The following is a 20,882-nucleotide window of genomic DNA, read 5'->3' as shown; positions in this document are numbered from 1 at the left end:
AATATTTAGTGGTACTCGTCTACTCAGTGGTATTCGCCCTAACAGTTACAGAGCTGCAATTACCGAGGCAAACCTCTATCAATCCGCATCATAGTGTGAACCGAGAATATAGCGCCGTCAAGCATCTCAGCGATAAAATAAAACACTTGTCAGTTATTTTTTCTCTCAACTGTATCATCACCCTCAATAGTATCGCCATGGTACCGATTACACTGATAAAAAAAGACCCAAGCGAAACTTGGGCCTTCTGCGGTAATGATGAATATTAAACAATAAATGGCGCAACAAAAGGACGAAGTCGGTGGTTACAAAAAGCGTGCTTGGCTATGGTAATAGCCGCTTGGTCTGCCAGTTGTTGTTATCGTCTTTGCTATAGACGATACGGTCATGCATGCGGCTGGCGCGCCCCTGCCAAAACTCGATATGTTCAGCAGTAATCTCATAACCGCCCCAAAACGTCGGCGTCGGCACCGGACTGTCGCTGGGATAGCGGCTTTGTAACTGAGCAAATTTTTGTTCCATCACTTCCCGATTAGCCACTTCTCCGCTCTGTGGCTCGCTCACCCATGCGCCAACTTGACTGTCGTGAGGACGCTTTTGAAAATAAGCCGCTGACTTGCCCGCGTCTATTTTGGCAATACGGCCACTGATGCGAATCTGACGCTCTAGCTCATGCCAAAAAAACAACACCTCAGCGTTGGGGTTTTCACTGATATCTTGTCCTTTAGCGCTGTCGTAATTGGTATAAAACACCACCCCTGTCTCAGTAATCTCACGCAGCAATACGATACGGACGCTGGGCTTAAGATCCGCGCCGCAAGTGGCCAGACTCATGGCATAAGGCTCTTGTACTTTTTGCTCAATCGCCTCAGTCATCCATGCGCCGAGTAGCTCAAATGGAGAGGTGGGGACTGACTGTTGATCTAAAACGCCTTTTTCATATGACAAACGCTGATCGGTAAAATCCATACTCATGGCAACTCCTTTATATAATATACAGTGTGACTGCTGATCATGATTGATTTTCATAACCTTTAACGGCAATCAATTAGCCCAATACCGCCTTGATCTGATCCGCCAAATCATTGGCCAGCACATCACATTCTATCTCGTCGTCGGACTCAACCATGACTCGAATCATCGGCTCTGTACCTGATTGCCGAATGAGTAAGCGACCACGACCTGCCAGCGCCGCACGCGCTTTGTCAAAGGCGGCCACCAGCTCAGGATACTCAAACGGGTCTTTCATCTCAGACAAGCGCACGTTGACCAGTTTTTGTGGTAGCACGTTAAACCCTTCGACCAAGTCACTAAGCGCACGGCCACGCGCTTGCATGACAGCCAGCACCTGCAAACCTGCGATAATCGCATCGCCTGTACGGCTTTTATCCAAACATAAAATATGACCAGATGGCTCACCGCCCAGTATCCAACCATTGGCCTCAAGCGCTTGCATCACGTAGCGATCGCCTACTTTTGCACGGACAAAGTCAATCTCAGCGGATTTGAGCGCCAGCTCTAGCCCCATATTACTCATCAACGTACCGACCACGCCCTTAGCTTTGTCTGCGCCTTGGGTGGCGAGCACGTATAAGATCCCATCACCATCGACCAACGCCCCCGTTTCATCGACCATCACGATACGGTCACCGTCGCCATCTAGCGCGATCCCGACATCAGCACCATGCTCGACGACCGCTTTTTGTAAACCTGCTGGATGGGTCGAGCCGCAGTCAGCATTGATATTGATGCCATCAGGCGCATGATTGATGGCGATAACATTGGCACCCAGCTCACGCATGACTCTCGGTGCCACGCTATAACCGGCTCCGTTGGCGCAGTCGACGACGACGGTAAGATGGCTTAAGTCATACTGATAAGGAAAGCTGCCTTTACAGAATTCTATATAGCGACCTTTGGCATCGTTGATACGATTGTTTTTGCCAAGTTTGGCAGGATCCACAATAGGCATGATGGTGTTATTGTCTGCTTCAGAGGCACTCATGATGGCGGTGAGCTTGTCGTTAATGGCCGTCTGCATCTCATCGGTCAGCTTTTTACCATCGCCCGAAAAAAACTTGATGCCATTATCAAAATAAGGATTGTGCGAGGCGGAGATGACCACACCGGCATCCGCATTAAAACTGCGAGTCAAATGCGCAATGGCAGGCGTCGGCAATGGGCCGAGCATATGGACATCCACCCCTGCGGCATTAAAGCCCGACTGTAGCGCCCCTTCTATCACATAACCTGACAGGCGAGTATCTTTACCGATGACCACACTGGGCTTGCGCGATGGATTGGTATTATTCTCTATTAGCACCCTGCCTGTCACATAACCCAATTTTAAAATAAAATCTGGTGTGATTGGGGATTCACCAAACTTCCCACGAATACCATCGGTGCCAAAGTAGCTCATTATCTATCTTCCTCACATATAAAAGTAAAAGGCCGTCTCAGAGATCGGCACTACTGTTATTATTGTTACTGTCATTATAATCACTGTTGTTGTAATTACTATGGCTATAATCCATTTTGGTATTTTACAAAAAAAACAGCCAACAATAACGAGGCATTGTTGGCTGTTTGTATCTTAACGTCTCTGTAGTCGTGCAATCTGGCAAAAACGCAGCACCTACAATAGGTAGGACAACAAATTAGTTCACACGGTAGTTTGGTGCTTCTTTGGTGATTTGCACATCGTGGACGTGCGACTCTTTCATACCAGCAGACGTCACCTTGATAAACTGTGGTTTGCTACGCATATCTTCGATAGTCGCAGAGCCTGTGTAACCCATTGATGAGCGCAAGCCGCCGACCAACTGATTGACGATGCCAGCTACTGGGCCTTTATAAGGAACGCGGCCTTCGATACCCTCTGGCACCAGTTTTTCTACGCCGTCTTTGGCATCTTGGAAATAACGGTCTGATGAACCATTTGAGCCTGACATGGCACCCAAGCTACCCATGCCACGATAGGCTTTGTAGTAGCGACCTTGGAACAACTCGACCTCACCTGGTGCCTCCTCGGTACCTGCCATGAGCGAGCCGACCATGATGCACGATGCACCAGCGGCGATGGCTTTTGCCATATCACCTGAGTAGCGGATACCCCCATCAGCAATCAAAGGAATGCTGTCTTGTAGGGCGCTTGCGACATTGTCGATTGCTGAGATTTGAGGCACACCGATACCAGCGATGATACGCGTGGTACAGATAGAACCAGGGCCGATGCCGACTTTTACCGCGTCTGCACCTGCATCACGTAATGCAAGGGCTGCATCACCGGTGGCGATGTTACCGCCAATCACTTGAACGTTAGGATAGTGTTTTTTGATCCACGAGACTTTTTCGATCACACCTTTTGAATGACCATGCGCAGTATCTACCACGATGACATCGACGTCTGCTGCGATCAAAGCTTCGACACGTGCCTGCGTATCTGCGCCGGTGCCGACAGCAGCACCAACCCGTAAACGACCTTGCTCATCTTTACACGCATTTGGGTTGTTTTCGGCTTTGGCAAAGTCATTGACTGTGATCAGACCTTTTAGGCGATAGTTATCATCGATAACGATGACTTTTTCAATGCGATGCTCATGGAGTAAACGCTTGATGTTTTCGTTGCTCTCGCCTTCGTGTACGGTGACCAGCTGATCTTTTGGTGTCATGATTTTGCTGACAGGCAGTGATAAGTTGGTTTCAAAGCGCCAGTCTCTGTGAGTGACGATACCGACCACACTATCTGTGCCTTTTTCGACAACAGGCACGCCTGAGATGTTGTTGTCTTCGGTCAACTGCAATAGCTCACCAATGGTCATCTCTGGATGTACCGTGATAGGGTCAACCACTGTACCTGCTTCAAATTTTTTCACACGGCGTACTTGCGTGGCTTGTTTGGCGATATCCATACTCTTGTGCAAGATACCCATCCCGCCTAGCTGCGCCATAGTGATGGCCATTTCAGACTCAGTCACCGTATCCATAGCGGCAGAAACCAGCGGTAAATTCAACGTGATATTTTTGGTCAAACGGGTGGTCAGATCAGCAGTTTTTGGTAGGACTTCAGAATAGGCTGGCAATAATAAAACGTCATCAAAGGTTAAGGCTTCATCGACAATTCGCAACATACAGACCCCTAGTGGTGGTTATTTTGATGGGTGGGATTTTCGCGATAAGACAATCAACCAAGATCACCAGTATGACTTTACGATAGTCAAAGCCTTATGTGTTGCAGGCTTTTTATCATAGAGCTTTCGATAATAGACAATGAGCCAGTCGTTGTTTGTCTAAAAACCCTTTATCACTAAACAAACACCAGTACTTGAAAATTGCCATTGATTTATGAGTGACAAATTTGCACAAATACAGTGCAGACTTATCTCTTAATCGCTCATTTATCCCTTAAAAATAACGCCATATTATAACAAATACGCAGGCACCTCGCATGCTTATTTATCAGCTTATTTTGTAGAATTGATAAATATCATACAAACAGGCGCGCATTTGCGCTATCACTCAGACAGCGGCACGGGATTAACTGGCGTATCGAGTACAGATAGCGCACCTCACGCTTCGTGTTGCTTCATGATAAAACGCTCAGCGGGTAGATATGATTTTTGCTCACGATAGAGATAATGTAGCATCTGTTCACGTACTTGACACTCAAGATAAAAGGCATTCATCGGGCCGTCAGAGGCTAGGCTCCCTCTTAATTTGATGGTGTTTTCGCTCAGCGATACCGTGACCATCTCAGGCTCAGTCTCACCATCCCATAAGTCGTTATCTTTGACCAGTGAGATAAATTTTTTGCGTATGGCCTCGATATCAGCACCATAATCCACGTAAAGATAGACCACGCAAGTCTGATGCACCTCGGTATGAGACCAATTTTCTACAACCTCGGTAATCAGTCGGCGCATCGGTACGATCAATCGGCGCTCATCCCACGTCTTTAGCACCGCATAGGTATAACGCAAATCTTCAATTGTCGTCCAATCCCCCTCCATCATCACCGTATCGCCAATACGCACAGGCTGAGTCACCGCCACTTGCACCCCTGCGATGATATTGCCCAAGATAGGCTGCGCAGCAATACCGATAACCACACCCGCGATACCAGCTGAGGTCAATAATGTCTTGCCAAGACCCTCCATATTGGTAAATTCGCTAAGCCCAATCCAGATACTGCCCAAAATCATGACAAAGATAAAGACGCGGCGAAATATCGATACATAAGTACGACGACGACGCTCTTTATCAAAATGCTCTTCGGCCAGATTTTCGATCTGCATGTTTTGATAGCGATTGGCAAAAAAGTTAATAATCCGAATACCAAGCCATGAGGTGCTAAATACCAGTCCAATCCAAATCAGCGGGCGGGTCGATGAGGCCACCGCATCTAGATAAGGAAAGCCCCCTGACACTAAGGTAAACACCAATGAAAAACTGATGGTAAAGGTCAAAGGTACCGTCAATTTGCTGACAAGATCTGCTACCCCATGACTACTGCCGACGTAGTTGCTGTACTTTTCATCATCGATATAGCGACTGATGAGCTTTTCAGTGCCCTTACTTAGTAGCCAGCCCGCCACCATAGTCAACAAGAAAAACAAAACGAGTGCTAAAAACTCCCACAAAGCAATACTAAAAAACTGTATTTTTAACCAGGCAGGCAGATAGCGCTCAAACTCTGCCGGATGGTACTGCGCGTATAGGTTATCGATATTGCCTACTGTCTGTGCGGAAAACACCCAGACAGGTGCCTCCTCCCCAACTCTCACGCGCTGCAAATAAATAGGCACGCGGCGCTCGCGGTAGTCGATATAACCAAGCTGAATGGAGCGTCTGGCGATGCCCATCACGCTGCTGTTGTTACCCAGCGGCGGCTCAATAAGTCCATCCGGACGATCTGGCAAATCATCAAACACATACAACTCTCTTTCGGACAATAAAAAATCCAAACGCTTGGAGAGCTCAAGCGCGCGGCTGCGCTGAGTGCTTTGGTCGATCAGATTCATATTCAGCGCGTAAGCGGCCAAGTCATACTGCTGTTTCATCACTGCCGACTGAAAAAACTCTAACGTGGCAAGCGGCGTGTTCAGGTTTGGCGGCTTAGATAACGGCGGCAAGCCTGTATTGAGCCTATCCAAAAGATAATAGCTCTCATGATATTCACCCGTCAGACCCGCATTACCCTGCAACTCACCTGCCTGCTCTACCGCGCTACGCTCAGTGGGGTCAAATATCTCTTCTTTAATCGCAGAAACACTGACGCTGCCATCACTCATCGAGTCTAGCTGCTGCTCGGCGTATTCACCAAAACCATCTGGCTGGGCAACAGCCTCTATCGCCGCGCCGAGCGTCAGGACAAAAAACATCACCAGTATTTGCCATATCATAGCGCGCCGGCTCTTCTGCGACTTGTCATTGATCAGCCGATGGCCAATAGTGCGATGGCAAATAAAGGGTATGACTCTATCCGTGTCAGTCTGATGATGTTCAGCAGCATCCGTGTGAGAAGTATTCATATATCGACGGCCAGTAAGTTGCGTAAGTTGTATGAATTTGTATAAAAAATAAGCGTATCGTACAAGCGTAAGAATACCGTAAATGCGGTATCAAAACCGTTTGGTCTTGGTACAAGGCGTATAGATATTTTATTTAATACCTTGCGTGCTGTCCCAACGCCGCGCACAATAAGCACCTTTAGCACGTGGCACATAGTATCTTGCATGCCAACTTTATTTAGGATCGACTATATTTATTTTGAGTACAAAAAAAAGCCAGCATCAAGCTGACTTTATATGTAAAAAAACAAGTATGATCGTATAAGTCCGCTCAAATCCACTTACGCGCGGCGCCATGTGGTACCAGCGCGGCTGTCTTCAAGCTCGATACCCGCCTGTTTTAACTGCTCGCGTATCTCATCGGCGCGGGCAAAGTTTTTGCTGGCTTTGGCATCATGACGCTCAGTGATAAGCGCATCGATAGCAGCATCATCTAGCCCATTATCCGCCTGCTCTCCGGTCGCCGCTTGCAAGAACTGCTGTACAGGCTGCTGCAAGAGATTTAACACTTGTGCCAAGGCCTTGAGCTGCTGAGCTGACTGCCATGCCGCCGTCACATCTTCAGCTTTAACGGCTTTATTGACATCTCGAGCCAAGCCAAACAACACACTAATCGCCGTTGAGCTATTAAAATCATCATTCATGGCTTTGATAAAGTCTTGTCCAGCAGCACTATCGTAAGCTTCAGCCACTAGCTCTGCATTGATTATGATTGACTGCCCTTTTTGTTGCTCGGCCAATTTTAGCGCGTTGTATAGTCTGCTTAGGCTATTATGCGCTTCATCCAAAGCGCTGTCTGAGAAATTTACTTGACTGCGATAATGGCTCGATAATAAGAAGAAACGCACCGTCTCAGGTAAGTATTTCGCGGTCACATCACGAATGGTAAAGAAATTGCCCAGTGACTTCGACATCTTTTCGCCATCGACATTGATAAAGCCGACATGCATCCAGTTACGCGCGTACTCGCAGCCTGTCGCGGCTTCTGACTGGGCGATTTCGTTTTCGTGATGCGGGAACTGTAGGTCGTGACCACCGCCATGGATATCAAAGGTATCACCTAGGCATTTGGTCGACATCGCTGAGCATTCTATATGCCAGCCAGGACGCCCTTGTCCCCAAGGCGACGCCCACTGCGGCTCATCGGGTTTGGCCGCTTTCCATAAGACAAAGTCGAATGGATTGCGCTTGTCAGTCTCGACCTCAACACGCGAGCCTGCCTGCATATCATCCAAGTTACGCTTAGATAATTTGCCATAATCAGCAAAGCTATCGACCGCATAATAGACGTCACCATGATCCCCTGCATACGCATAGTCATTGTTGACCAAGTTGCCAATCATCTGCTGCATCTCGTCGATATGATCGGTCGCGCGCGGCTCAGCATCTGGCATCTGGCAGCCTAGAGCGCTCGCATCTTGGTGCATTGCATCGATAAAACGCTGGGTCAATGCACCAATCTCTTCGCCATTTTCACTCGCCCGCGCGATGATTTTGTCATCGATATCGGTGATATTACGGACATAATTGACGTCATAGCCTAGCTGCGCAAGCCAGCGCACCGCCATATCAAAGGCCACCATCACACGCGCATGACCGATATGACAATAATCATAAACGGTCATCCCGCACACATACATGCCGACCTGTCCTGCTTTGAGTGGTACAAACTGACGCTTGCTACCTGTCAGTGAATCATAAATGGCCAGCTGAGACATCGCATCGGCAAGTGGTGTGGTCATAGTTAAAAAGCCTTTGATATAAATAAGTGGAATACAAACAAAACAGACAAAAAATCACGCGCAGCGATCAATGAGCTATCATAAACTCTGCAGCGCGATAAAACTTAACCCATTATCTTAGCGAAAACCGCCATAAAATACTACAATGAGCACATAACTAACACCACTGAACGATAAAAACTGCTAAGGATATCAAGATGGGCAACCGTTTGAGTAAAATATATACACGTACCGGCGATGATGGTAGCACCGGCATGGCAGATGGCAGCCGCGTGAGCAAAGCCGATATCTTGTTTGGCGTGATGGGTGATATTGATGAGCTAAACTCACACCTCGGTATGGTACGCGCGTACTTGCAGCAAGGCGCTCTATCAGCATTTAAGACGCAGACGGACGAGTCCGAGCTTTCTGAGGCGTTGGCTATTATTCAGCATCTTTTGTTTAATATCGGTGGCGAGCTTGCCATGCCAGAATATGAAGGCGTGAACAGCATGCACATTGAATGGCTAGAGCAACAAATCGATGCAATGAACGCTACCTTAGCGCCACTAAAAGACTTTATCTTACCCACTGGGTCGTTGCTGGTTAGTCAGCTGCATGTCGCACGTAGTGTGTGTCGCCGTGCTGAGCGCCAAGCAGTCCTATTACAGCAAGCGCGCCCGCACGCAATCCGTGCAACGGCCATCAGCTTGATCAACCGTTTGTCTGATTGGTTGTTTGTCGCGGCACGTTTTTGCACAGACCCTGAGCAGGTCTCTGAGGTGCTTTGGGACAGTCAGGTGTTACAAAACTTCGCCAGTGATAAGTAGCGGGCCCGAGACATCTGATATATACAAGCAAAAAAAGAACCCGTAACGTAAAGACGTTACGGGTTCTTTTCTTCTAAAAACCACTATCATTACTGATTTTTATGGATTAATAAGTAGCGCTTTCATCTTCGATAATGACCATATCGATGCTGTCATCTTTTGGCACTGCTTTTGGCGTCGCAGGGGCAGCAGGCTCACTGGGAGTCGCAGCACTGTTGGCTGCTGTACTGCTTTGCGAGCTAGCACTAGCGCTTTCATTTTGGTTATTGGTACTTGGCACCTCGATGGTCGGCGGCGTAGTAGGCTGGATCGGACGAATCGGCTCGACTGGTGTGGCAGCGCGCGGCTGACGCACAGGTGCTGACTGGCGCTCATTGTCTTGTGCAGCAGCGCGGCGTTCTGCTTCACGCTCGGCGCGGGCAGCATCCATCGCCGACTTAAACACGGAGCCTGCCATGACATCAGCCACGACAGTGAGAAGCGCGGGCTGACCTGCGATTCGCGTACTTACTTGCCCGCCTTGAGCGCCAACGACATAGGTAAAGGCGTCATCCACGAGCATGTTGTTATTGATACGAATGTTGTTTTGCGCAAGACGAGACTGCAGGCTTGGCTGATTGTTGGCCGCTTGCACCTGACTGGCTTGATACAAATCCTCACTTGGGAGCGTCATACTGACGCTCGCCTGACACGTCGTCATGCCATTGCTGTTGGCTGCTTGTAGTACTGCTGCGTTTTGTACATCAATCACAACACCATTGGTCTTATCAGCAATGCTAGCGCCTGCAAGGCTGATCTCGGCGTCATTTGCATAATTGGCAGCGAGCGTCTGTGCTTGTTGATTGAGCGTATTTTTTAGTGTCGTTTTGAGGCGATCTTGCACCATAGGATCATCACAGCTGACTGCAGTAGCAGCAGCATTTTCTGCGGCGGACTCTTGCTCTGTCAGCTCAGCGGTCTCTGTCGTCTCTTCTTTTTCTGAGCGATCACAGCCGACAAGCGCTAAACCACATACCATGCCAATACCAGCCACTTTTTGCCACTTGCTCACACTCTTATTTGCTACGCTCATATGTATTTTGCTCCCAATTTACTAATTCGTACCGTCACTGACGGACAGTGATTGATGTTCAAACCAAAACCCTAGCTGCCAGCGGTTAAAACTAAATTATTATACGGTGTTTGGGTGAAATGGTCATTAGTGTCTGCCATGGATATACAAATAACGTCCCTCATTCGCCACAAAACCTGCGTTTGGTTGCAAAAACATAACAATGACATATTTATATAGGGCGTGTTGAACATTTTGATTCATTGAAGGTTAAATCTAGCGCCCACCATTTTGATTCATTTTGGTTCGGCATTTGCCCAGATAGCAGTCGTAAATGTTGTTAGACGTCGCCTATCTCAGGCGATATGATGAGCCTAAAACACTCGTTACTGTATCTGATGATAAACTTTAAAAACACGCTGTTACTCGGTCATCGCGGCGCGCGCGGTGAAGCCTTAGAAAACACCTTACTTGGATTTCAGCATATCGGGCGTCTAAAAAACCATGGTTTGGCTGGTGTAGAGCTCGATGTCCAGCTAAGCGCTGATGGTCATTTAGTGATTTTTCACGATGAGGATTTGGCGCGGATGTGTGGCCAGCAGTCACGTATTGCTCAGCTGACTCTAGCGGAGATCAGACGACACCTACAGCTTGGTCATCCTATTATTACCCTAGCCAGTATTGCCCAGACGTTGCACGAGTTTTCTGTCATTGAGCTTGAGATCAAAACCCATGAGCGCACCGATTATACTGCGCTTATCCAAGCGCTAGCCCGCGATCTGATTGACACGCCGCTGATTCATTTACCGATTGTACTAACCAGCTTTGACACCGAGCTGCATGTGCGTCTGCAGCGGCATCATCAGCTAAAACGCCTACCGCGAGGTTTACTCATTCGCACCGCCGAAGCGCTGGCGACCGCGACCAATACTGCTTTGCAGTTGGGCTGTGTACAGCTGGGCGTGCATTATCCGCTGCTGAGTCGAGCCATCATCGCTCATAGCCACCGTTACAACTTGCCTGTGAGTGCGTGGACGGTCAATGATATCGACACCATACAGCAGCTAATCGACTGGCAGGTCGATGTCATCATCACCGACTTCCCCAGTCAGATACTGGGCCGACAATAGGTTACGGTTGCACTGTTAACTTTTTATTTATAGTTTCTGACTCTCCCTCAATTCTGAGACATGGGTTTTTGTACATATCTACTGTAACACTTACACTTCTCCTTCATGTCTGATAAGTCTATCGCTATTTTGACCTATCCAGTCTATAATCCATACAAGTTGTTGTTATTTAGCAATATTTTTATAGTGCATAAGTGTTCACTTTATTGTTTTTTTAGGGTACCATAGACGCTTAAATGAATACCGTTAGGGATGTTATATGATTGCAAAAAAAGCACTTGGCTTACCGCTTAAAGGCTTACGTTTCGCTATCAAATCTGGTGACACGCTTGTTAAGACCGCCAGCACTCAAATCACACGCTTTAAAACGCGCTTTGATGAAAATAAAACGAAAAGCTCGCTCGGTGAGCAGCCAGTTGCCAAGCGCAACTATGCACATATCGATGCGCCAGTTGCAGGGTCTCAAGAAGCAAGTATCGACATGCGCGAGTTTGAGTTTACCAAAGCGCCGATCAACTGGATTCCAGCCACTATCTTAGTCGCCACTCCGATTGCGGCTGCGATCATCACGCCGTGGTATTTGTTTACTCACGACGTCAGCGCACCAGTTTGGGGCGTGTTTGGCGCTTTTATGGTCTGGACTGGCATTAGCATTACTGCAGGCTATCACCGTCTGCTGTCGCACCGTGCATATAAAGCCCATCCTATTGTCAAAAACTTTTTATTGCTTGGCTCAACCCTAGCGGTACAAGGATCAGCATTTGACTGGGTATCTGGGCACCGTAGCCATCATCGTCATGTCGATGATCGTTTGGATGACCCATACTCTGCCAAGCGCGGCTTTTGGTTCAGTCATATTGGCTGGATGCTACGCAACTACCCTAGTGGTAAGTTCGATTACAAAAACATCCCTGATTTGACCAAAGATCGTGTCTTGCAAATCCAGCATAAGTATTATGGCTTGTGGGTGGTTGCTATGAACGTCGGTATGGTCGCTGCGATTGGTTGGCTATTAGGGGATGTTTGGGGCACGCTCATCATTGCAGGCCTGCTGCGTTTGGTATTGACGCATCACTTTACCTTCTTTATCAACTCCTTGTGTCATATGTTTGGTACGCGCCCGTATACCGACACCAACAGTGCCCGTGATAACTTCTTTTTGGCGATATTTACATGGGGTGAAGGCTATCACAACTACCATCACTTCTTCCAATACGACTATCGTAATGGTGTCAAATGGTGGCAGTATGACCCAACCAAATGGCTGATCGCAGGGCTATCAAAGATCGGTCTGACCAGTGAGCTGCGTACGGTCGATGACACGACCATCAAGCATGCTGAAGTGCAAATGCAGTTTAAAAAAGCCCAGCAGCAGATCGAGACGGCGACAGCAGGTGGCATCGACATTCCTCATGCGATGAAAAACTTTCAAGATCGCATTAAGTTTGAATACGACGCCTTTATGCAGACTGTTGAGGAGTGGCAAGCGCTAAAAGCCAAAGCCATTGAGCTGAAAAAGACTGAATATGCTGATCGTTTGCATGAAGTAGATGACAAGCTAAAACACGACTATGCAAAGATTGAACAAAAAATCCTTGAGCACAATAGCAACCTAAAAACTGCTTTTCGCTCAATCGGTCTTAGCAAAAAAGCCGCTTAACTGCGCTTAACCTCATAGCGACTGAGTTTGATCGCCAAGCTTGGCCTTTAAAACTCAGTCTTGAAAGCTTGGTCTTTAAAACCTAGCCCTCAACACTCAGTCTTGAAAGCTTAATTAAGCAAACCACCTGAAGTTTCTCCTTCCCTCTATCTGTCATGGATAGAGGGATTTTTTTATCATTCATTTATCATTCGTACAGTGCGATATTCAAACGACGATAGTCCATCCAACATACCAGTGCCCCTGTTGATACCAGTAGGACGATACCTGTCTTAAATTAGGTTGACTATACTATGTAAAGCGAGCTTGCCAGCACACCATACGATGATGACTTTTATAAAAACATGCTTGATTACAAGAGATGGACACAGTGAAACGCGGCGCTATCCGTGCTGTGCTATAGTGCGCGTAGCTGCCTATCAATCGAACGCTTAACCAGGCAATTCATACTCATTACTTAGTACCAAAATAGTACCAAAAAACCAATACTCTAAAAGTAGGAAGGGCTTGTATGCGCTATCAAAACACCTATGTCACGCTTGACACGCGCCTGTATCACGAACAGCCGCCGACGCCTTTAGAGCGTCCGCGAGCCGGCCATTTTAATACTCAAGTCGCGCAGCAGTTGGGCTGGGCAGAGGATGATACGCTCATGGCTCGCTGGGTCGAGATCCTAGGCGGACAATATGTGCCTGCTGAGTTTAGACCCTTGGCCATGGCTTATGCTGGTCATCAGTTTGGTCAGTGGGCGGGGCAATTGGGCGATGGTCGCGGGCTGCTTATGGCGCAAGTCATTGATAATAATGAGCAGCGACAAGACTTACATCTCAAAGGCATCGGTCTGACGCCCTACTCGCGTATGGGAGATGGCCGCGCGGTCCTTCGTAGCACCATTCGTGAGTATTTATGCGGTCACGCACTTACCCAGCTTGATATCCCTTCCTCAAATGCCTTGGGCTTTGTCGTTTCTGATACGCGTGTGCGCCGCGAACGCATGGAGGCTGGCGCTGCACTAATGCGGGTGGCAGACAGCCATATTCGCCTCGGCCATGTCGAGTGGATCGCAAGCTTTGCCCCTGATTTGCTCGGTGAATTTACCGACTATATGATTGATACTTATTATCCAGAGTGCCGCGAGAGCGAAATACCTGTGCTCGCATTTTTGCAAGCCGTCGTTGCGCGGACGGCACGAATGATTGCCGATTGGCAATTGATCGGCTTTGCCCACGGGGTGATGAATACCGATAACTTGTCCATCACCGGCAGCACCTTGGATTTCGGTCCGTTTGGTTTTATGGAGCGCTTTAATCCTGCTTGGATCAATAATCACTCTGATCATACGGGACGCTACGCCTATCAAAACCAACCAGCGATTGGTCATTGGAACCTAAACGTTTGGTTGCCGCATTTTATGCGTTTAGACGGCGTCACACGTGACGCATTAGCCGACTGTCTTGCACCTTATGAAGCGACGTTTATGCAGCACTATCAGCAAGGACTGTGTCAAAAGCTTGGACTGCCGCATCGAAGCGAGAGCCTCAGTGTGGCTTTTGAGTGGTTGACTCTATTAGAAGACAACTCACTCGACTATAGCAACAGCTTTCGGGCTCTACTTGGCCTGCTGGCGCCAGAGGATTATCCATATGAGCATCAATTATTGACCACCATGACTGCTGAGTTAAGCCCTGAGGCGCAGCAAGTGTGGCAAGATTGGTCAGCGCGTTATATTAGCCTCATCGAGTCTTCAAAACTCGCAGAGGCGCAGGCTACCATGCAGGCGCACAACCCTGTCTATATACTGCGTAATAGCATGGCACAAAGAGCCATTACGGCTGCACAACAAGGTCAGTTTGAGGAAGTGGATCGCGTCTTTACCTTGCTTGCGAATCCTTATCAAGTACAGGATATCGCAACAGAGCTCGATACCCTGCCACCCGACCCTCATGCGCCGCAAATGCCGATTAGCTGCTCTTCATAATTGGCTTAGCCATTTAATACCTCAGGCAACACAAAACAGTGTCTTTGGCCTCTATAGACTGTAATATTTTGAAACATTATGAAATTAAGGTTGATATGTCATGGGGTTTTTTGGCATTATCAACCAGCGAAATAACGAATATCATTTTATTATATTATTCGCATAATTGGGCCGAGTTGACTAGGCAGTGAATTGCCAATAGTGCTAGAATAACGGTTTTCACTGGATTGCTTTTTTGGCCTGATATTAAACTGCCGATCATAACCCTTTTAATGCCGATGTTCTCTTTGATTATTATCATTCAATAAGCGTTGAGACGGCGGCGTTATTTTTTTATCTCCATTTACTTTATTCCAATTTATTCCAACCATGGCAATTATTATGAATGACGATACCACTTTGAATACGGATACCCACAGTTCAGAAAAAGAGCAGTTTGAACAAGCTGCCTTGCACTATCATGAGTTTCCGCGCCCAGGTAAAATCTCAGTCACCCCTATCAAACAGCTGGCAAACCAGCGTGACTTGGCCTTGGCTTATTCGCCAGGGGTAGCAGTACCTTGTCTTGAAATTGAAAAAGATCCAAAGCTTGCTGCCAAATATACAGCTCGCAACAACTTGGTCGGCGTCATCACCAACGGTACTGCCGTCCTAGGTCTGGGTAACATTGGGCCTTTGGCATCTAAGCCTGTGATGGAAGGTAAAGGGGTACTATTCAAAAAATTTGCTGGCATTGATGTTTTTGATATCGAAATTGCCCAAAACGATCCAGACAAGTTTATCGAAGCGGTTGCCTCTCTTGAGCCAACCTTTGGTGGTATCAACCTAGAAGACATCAAAGCCCCAGAATGCTTCAAAATCGAGCGCGAATTGCGCGAGCGTATGAACATTCCGGTGTTCCATGACGATCAGCACGGCACGTCTATCATCGTCGCGGCCGCCATGCTCAACGCCTTATTAATCACTGGCAAAAAAATCGAAGAAATCAAAGTGGTGTGCTCAGGCGCAGGTGCCGCTGCCATCTCTTGTCTAGATATCATCTGCGCGCTTGGCGTCGATAAAAACAATATCATCGTATCAGACTCTCGCGGTATCATCAGCACCAGCCGTGAAAATCTAGACGAAACCAAACAGCGCTATGCTCGTGACATCACCGCGACGTCTATCGAAGAAGTCATGGACGATGTCGATATGTTCTTGGGTTTATCAATGCCCGGTACCTTGACCGAAGATATGGTTCGCCGTATGGCAAAAGACCCAATTGTCTTTGCCCTTGCCAACCCAACCCCTGAAATCATGCCTGAGCTGGCCCATGCTGTCCGTCCTGACGTCATTATGGCGACTGGTCGCTCAGACTATCCAAACCAAGTAAACAACGCCCTTTGCTTCCCATACATCTTCCGCGGCGCTCTAGATGTAGGCGCAACCGCAGTCAACGAAGAGATGAAAATTGCTTGTGTAAAAGCAATCGCTGCTATGGCACATGTCGAAGCCACCCCAACCAGCAACGTCAAGAACATCGAGCAGATGAAGAGCTTTGGCCGTGATTACTTAATTCCAGGCCCACTAGAGCCAAACCTCATCATCGAGATTGCCTCTGCCGTTGCCAAAGCCGCCATGGACTCAGGCGTTGCCACCTTGCCTATCGCTGACATGAACGCCTATCGTCAGAGCCTATCTGAGTTTGTCTATAACTCAGCGTTTGTGATGAAGCCTGTCTTTGCGCGTGCCAAAGCGGCACCAAAGCGTATCGTCTACTGTGAAGGTGAAGACAACAACGTCCTACTGGCAGTGCAAGTTGTGGTCGACGAAGCGCTTGCCCACCCTATCTTGGTCGGTCGCCCAGCTGTCATCGAAGATCATATCAAAAGACTCGGTCTGCGCCTAAAAGATGGTGAAAACATCACTATCGTCAACCAAGACGACGATCCACGCTACAAAGACTACTGGCAAGGATACTACGAGAAAAACAAACGCCGCGGCGTCAGTATCGAGCTTGCCCGCCGTGATGTACGTCGCAAGACCACGCTAATTGGCTCGCTACTGGTAGACAATGGCGATGCGGATGGCATGATTTGTGGTACGTTTAGTCATTATCAATTGCACTTAGACTATGTCCAAAGTGTCATTGATAAAAAAGAAGGCGTTAGCGACTTTTATGCGATGAATGCGGTACTGATGCAAGATCGCAACATCTTTGTCGCGGACACTTATATCCACGAAGACCCAACAGCAGAGCAATTGGCTGAGATGACCATCTTGGCCGTTGAGCAGCTACGTCGCTTTGGTATTACGCCTCGTGTCGCTCTCGTATCACACTCAAACTTCGGTACCTCAAACCGTGACAGCGCGGTGAAGATGCGCAAAGTCTATCAAATCTTAACCGATATGAACGTCGATTTTGAATTTGAAGGTGAGATGCAAGGTGATGCGGCGTTGAACGAAAACATTCGCCTAGAAGACATGCCATCAAGCCCACTAAAAGGCTCGGCGAACCTGCTGATCTTGCCAACGCTAGATGCAGCAAACATCGCCTTTAACTTACTAAAAACCGCGACAAATAGCGCTTCTATCGGCCCTATCTTGTTGGGTACCAGTAAGCCTATCCATATCCTAACACCATCAGCAACCGCGCGCCGTGTGGTCAACATGACAGCACTTGCCGTGACGGAAGCTCAGGATTTGGAAAACGAAAACCAATAATGGCATGATGATGTTTGTCGCATCGACATCCCTTCGCTCGTTACTTCAAATTTCAAATATTGTACCAACGTAAAGGACGCTAACCTCTATGGATAGCGCTCCTCTGTTATACTAAAACCAGCCATCGCCATCTCAGTGCGATGGCTGGTTTTTTATTGTCATTGACTGATGGCACATATCAGTCCTAACTTGCGCGATAATACGAGGCTATCATGCAGATTTATCTTGTTGGCGGGGCCGTCCGCGACCAGCTACTAGGACGACCTATCAAGGACAAAGACTACGTCGTCGTGGGCGCGACAGTGGCACAGATGCTCAGTGCTGGGTTTGTACAAGTAGGCGCAGACTTTCCGGTGTTTTTGCATCCAAAAACGCATGAAGAGTATGCGCTAGCGCGTACTGAGCGCAAACAAGGCGTCGGCTATCAAGGCTTTAGCATCCATGCCAGCATCGATGTTACTTTGCAAGAAGACTTGCAGCGCCGTGATCTGACCATCAATGCAATGGCGATAGAAGTCACTAGCCTAACCGATGACACGCCGCTGACAGGCGAGGTGCTCGACTACTACGGCGGATTGGATGATCTTGCGAATAAGACCTTGCGTCATGTCTCACCTGCGTTTAGTGAAGACCCTTTACGGGTACTGCGCACCGCACGATTTTATGGGCGCTATTATGATTTGGGCTTTACCATCGCTGAGGAGACACTGGCATTGATGCGCCAACTGGTCCACTCAGGAGAGCTTGCTCACCTCAGTAGTGAGCGTATTTGGCAAGAATCGAGCCGCGCGATGATGCAGCTCTCCCCGCATGTGTACTGGCAGCAGTTGTTTGATATCGGTGCACTTACCGAGTATTTTGCGCCATTACATGGGGCTTGGAATAATACGCATATAAGAGAGACGGTGCAGACGGCACTATATTTTGCCGGTCAAATGCAGCTGAATTTATCACAGCGCTGGGCGCTACTGATGACAAGCCTGAGCGCTGATGTGTTTACAAACGCTCACACAGACTCTGGCGTTGAGACTGTCTCTACGACAAACAACATCAACCAAATTGGCAACATGGTCAAGGTGCCCAAAGTACATACTCAGTTTGCTACTTTGTTTGTCCAGCAGCTCCCTACCCTAGCCGCTGTCAATGAGCTGGATACCGCTGAAAGAATTGACCTCATACAAGCCTGCGGCGCTCATAAAGCACCTGAAAAGCTCTCACAGCTGTTGGTATGTAGTCATACTTTTCAGTTAGCAAAGCAGCATCGGCAAATGATGCTGGCTCTCAATAGCTTTCACGCGATTGGTATGGAAGACATCGAAGCCGGGCTTCGAGGGCCAGAAATTGGTGCAGCATTACGGCAAGCGCGCATAGATCATCTGGACACTCAGCACCTCTCTTAGATGAGGATAACCGTCAAAGTGCGTCCTGATATAACTCTTAAGATATAGTACTGATACGACTTTATTCCTTTGTACCAAAAATACAGATAGACTATGAATCAAGCTGTTATCCCTACTCAGTCGGCAACTGCCAGCGCAGGCACGCCTGTCATGCTCGTTACTGGCAGCGCCAAACGTATCGGAGCTGCTATTATCAAAGCGGCGCATACTCAAGGCTACCGAGTCATTATCCACTGTCGTCACAGTGAGCAGCAAGCAAAGGCGCTCACTGCCGATCTCAATCGCCGCCGTCCTGATAGCGCGGCGATGATCGTCGCTGACTTAAAGCTGGTCAATGAGCCTAAGCGTCTAAACGACTTTGTAGCGAACATCATATCCTGTTTTGGTCAGTTGGATGTATTGGTGCATAACGCCTCGCGTTTTTATCCTAGCCCCCTTGGTAGCATTAATACTCAGCAGTGGGACGAGCTGTTTTTGACCAATGCCAAAGTGCCGTTATTACTCAGTCAAGCATTCTTGCCTCATCTACAAACGCAGCGCGGCTGCATCATTAGTTTGCTAGATATCCATGCTCATGATAAGCCATTTAAAGGCTATAGCGCTTATAATATGGCGAAGGCTGCGCATCGTATGATGGTGCAGTCCTTGGCGCTTGAGATGGCACCTAGTGTACGAGTCAATGGTGTCGCGCCAGGCGTCAATATATTACCCGACGCTGATAGTGATCAGGCCCTCAATGATGATGATCAAAAGAACATCCTCAGCTCCATACCGATGCAGCGTATTGGTCGTCCTGATGAGATAGCCCATAGCGTGCTGTATCTAGCACAGGCCAGCTATGTCACAGGCGAGATTATCACCATCGATGGTGGACGCCATTTGACTTTGGCAGGTGGTAGTGTTTGATCAGAAAAACAGCTGATTTTGAATAATATCTGTCTGACAGGCTATCTTTTACTTGAAAATTAAAAAAAATCAGGTATCATTATGCGTCTAACGTTAGGGCCCATAGCTCAGTTGGTTAGAGCAGAGGACTCATAATCCTTTGGTCGTAGGTTCAAGTCCTACTGGGCCCACCATATATTGAAAAACGAGAAACCCTTACAAGCATAAGCTTGTAAGGGTTTTTTATTGTCTAAAGACAGTTCTGATTATCAGATGTTTACTAGTAATATCCTAAAGACCCTACTAAGCGTACGGTTAATCCCCGTGCTTACGGGGAACAGGTGCGATTGAGATCTGCCTGACGCTGATTGAGCGGTTAATCCCCGTGCTTACGGGGAACAGCCGGTATCGTTTGCCACGCCAGCCCCCGGCGGCGGTTAATCCCCGTGCTTACGGGGAACAGTTCTAAAGTAAAGACCTATACAATCATTATTACGGTTAATCCCCGTGCTTACGGGGAACAGTTTGCTGATTCACACGATGCAATAAGAGCAGCCGGTTAATCCCCGTGCTTACGGGGAACAGCCTTTATCAGATTTACCTAACTTTTCATCAATCGGTTAATCCCCGTGCTTACGGGGAACAGACTAAATTGTCTGACAATAGCGTTAATCCGTGCGGTTAATCCCCGTGCTTACGGGGAACAGATTCTCACTCTCTCTATTAGATAACGATTAGTCGGTTAATCCCCGTGCTTACGGGGAACAGGATTTGGCCAACGTGGGCGAATATATGCAAGCCGGTTAATCCCCGTGCTTACGGGGAACAGAAAGCTGTCAACAATCTCAGCATTGCGCTGTTCGGTTAATCCCCGTGCTTACGGGGAACAGATATCTTTATCGGTTGATCCAAGTAAGCATAACGGTTAATCCCCGTGCTTACGGGGAACAGCGTC

13 protein-coding genes, 1 tRNA gene and 1 CRISPR repeat array are annotated in these 20,882 nt (G+C 48.0%); of the genes, 8 read left to right on the top strand and 6 right to left on the bottom strand.

The genetic code is table 11. The features are described 5' to 3' along the window. Nucleotides 1-324: 324 nt before the first annotated feature. The 5 genes from pdxH to cysS all read right to left on the bottom strand — a co-directional run bounded on the left by pdxH (nucleotide 325) and on the right by cysS (nucleotide 8,311). Nucleotides 325-969, bottom strand: coding sequence for a pyridoxamine 5'-phosphate oxidase (gene pdxH / locus J3491_RS03435; RefSeq protein WP_207969292.1), 645 nt, complete (start codon nucleotides 967-969; stop codon nucleotides 325-327). Between the two features lie 79 nt (nucleotides 970-1,048). Continuing rightward, nucleotides 1,049-2,419, bottom strand: a complete 1,371-nt coding sequence (glmM, locus tag J3491_RS03430) for a phosphoglucosamine mutase (protein WP_207969220.1) — start codon at nucleotides 2,417-2,419, stop codon at nucleotides 1,049-1,051. Nucleotides 2,420-2,657: 238 nt separating this feature from the next. Beyond that, nucleotides 2,658-4,130: an IMP dehydrogenase gene (guaB, locus tag J3491_RS03425; protein WP_075100990.1), complete on the bottom strand. Its 1,473-nt coding sequence runs from the start codon at nucleotides 4,128-4,130 to the stop codon at nucleotides 2,658-2,660. A 438-nt stretch (nucleotides 4,131-4,568) separates the two neighbouring features. Beyond that, entirely contained in the window at nucleotides 4,569-6,530 is a 1,962-nt protein-coding gene (locus J3491_RS03420) for a mechanosensitive ion channel family protein (protein ID WP_243456084.1), read from the bottom strand. Nucleotides 6,531-6,850: 320 nt separating this feature from the next. Next, a complete protein-coding gene (gene cysS / locus J3491_RS03415) occupies nucleotides 6,851-8,311 on the bottom strand; it encodes a cysteine--tRNA ligase (RefSeq protein ID WP_207969219.1) in 1,461 nt (486 codons plus the stop codon). 197 nt (nucleotides 8,312-8,508) lie between these two features. On the opposite strand from cysS, the gene J3491_RS03410 reads away from it, so the two are divergent. Next, entirely contained in the window at nucleotides 8,509-9,120 is a 612-nt protein-coding gene (locus J3491_RS03410; protein WP_207969218.1) for a cob(I)yrinic acid a,c-diamide adenosyltransferase, read from the top strand. A 106-nt stretch (nucleotides 9,121-9,226) separates the two neighbouring features. On the opposite strand, the gene J3491_RS03405 is transcribed toward J3491_RS03410, so the two are convergent. After that, complete coding sequence (locus J3491_RS03405; protein WP_207969217.1) at nucleotides 9,227-10,192, bottom strand: hypothetical protein; 966 nt, start codon at nucleotides 10,190-10,192, stop codon at nucleotides 9,227-9,229. 347 nt (nucleotides 10,193-10,539) lie between these two features. Between J3491_RS03405 and J3491_RS03400 the strand changes: the two genes are divergently transcribed. From J3491_RS03400 to J3491_RS03370, 7 genes are all read left to right on the top strand, one after another. Then, nucleotides 10,540-11,301, top strand: a complete 762-nt coding sequence (locus J3491_RS03400; RefSeq protein WP_243456082.1) for a glycerophosphodiester phosphodiesterase — start codon at nucleotides 10,540-10,542, stop codon at nucleotides 11,299-11,301. Nucleotides 11,302-11,782: 481 nt separating this feature from the next. Next, nucleotides 11,783-12,961, top strand: a complete 1,179-nt coding sequence (locus J3491_RS03395) for an acyl-CoA desaturase (protein ID WP_207969289.1) — start codon at nucleotides 11,783-11,785, stop codon at nucleotides 12,959-12,961. A 511-nt stretch (nucleotides 12,962-13,472) separates the two neighbouring features. Then, nucleotides 13,473-14,939 (top strand): protein adenylyltransferase SelO, encoded by a 1,467-nt coding sequence (locus tag J3491_RS03390; RefSeq protein WP_207969216.1) that lies wholly within the window; start codon nucleotides 13,473-13,475, stop codon nucleotides 14,937-14,939. Between the two features lie 381 nt (nucleotides 14,940-15,320). Next, nucleotides 15,321-17,642, top strand: a complete 2,322-nt coding sequence (locus tag J3491_RS03385; protein WP_075100997.1) for an NADP-dependent malic enzyme — start codon at nucleotides 15,321-15,323, stop codon at nucleotides 17,640-17,642. A 212-nt stretch (nucleotides 17,643-17,854) separates the two neighbouring features. Then, the gene (locus J3491_RS03380; protein WP_207969215.1) at nucleotides 17,855-19,042 is read left to right on the top strand and encodes a tRNA nucleotidyltransferase/poly(A) polymerase-related protein; all 1,188 of its coding nucleotides are present in this window, start codon (nucleotides 17,855-17,857) and stop codon (nucleotides 19,040-19,042) included. 93 nt (nucleotides 19,043-19,135) lie between these two features. Then, entirely contained in the window at nucleotides 19,136-19,948 is an 813-nt protein-coding gene (locus J3491_RS03375) for a pteridine reductase (protein WP_207969214.1), read from the top strand. Between the two features lie 96 nt (nucleotides 19,949-20,044). Continuing rightward, nucleotides 20,045-20,121: transfer RNA gene (locus tag J3491_RS03370), tRNA-Ile, on the top strand. Between the two features lie 118 nt (nucleotides 20,122-20,239). Beyond that, nucleotides 20,240-20,878: direct repeats of the CRISPR family, unit length 29 nt; unit sequence CGGTTAATCCCCGTGCTTACGGGGAACAG. Nucleotides 20,879-20,882 lie beyond the last annotated feature (4 nt).

Origin of the sequence: Psychrobacter halodurans (genome assembly GCF_017498075.1) — a bacterium.
Lineage (GTDB): Bacteria > Pseudomonadota > Gammaproteobacteria > Pseudomonadales > Moraxellaceae > Psychrobacter > Psychrobacter celer.
Note: the sequence above shows the minus strand (reverse complement) of the source record. Positions and strands in the feature narration are given on the sequence as shown.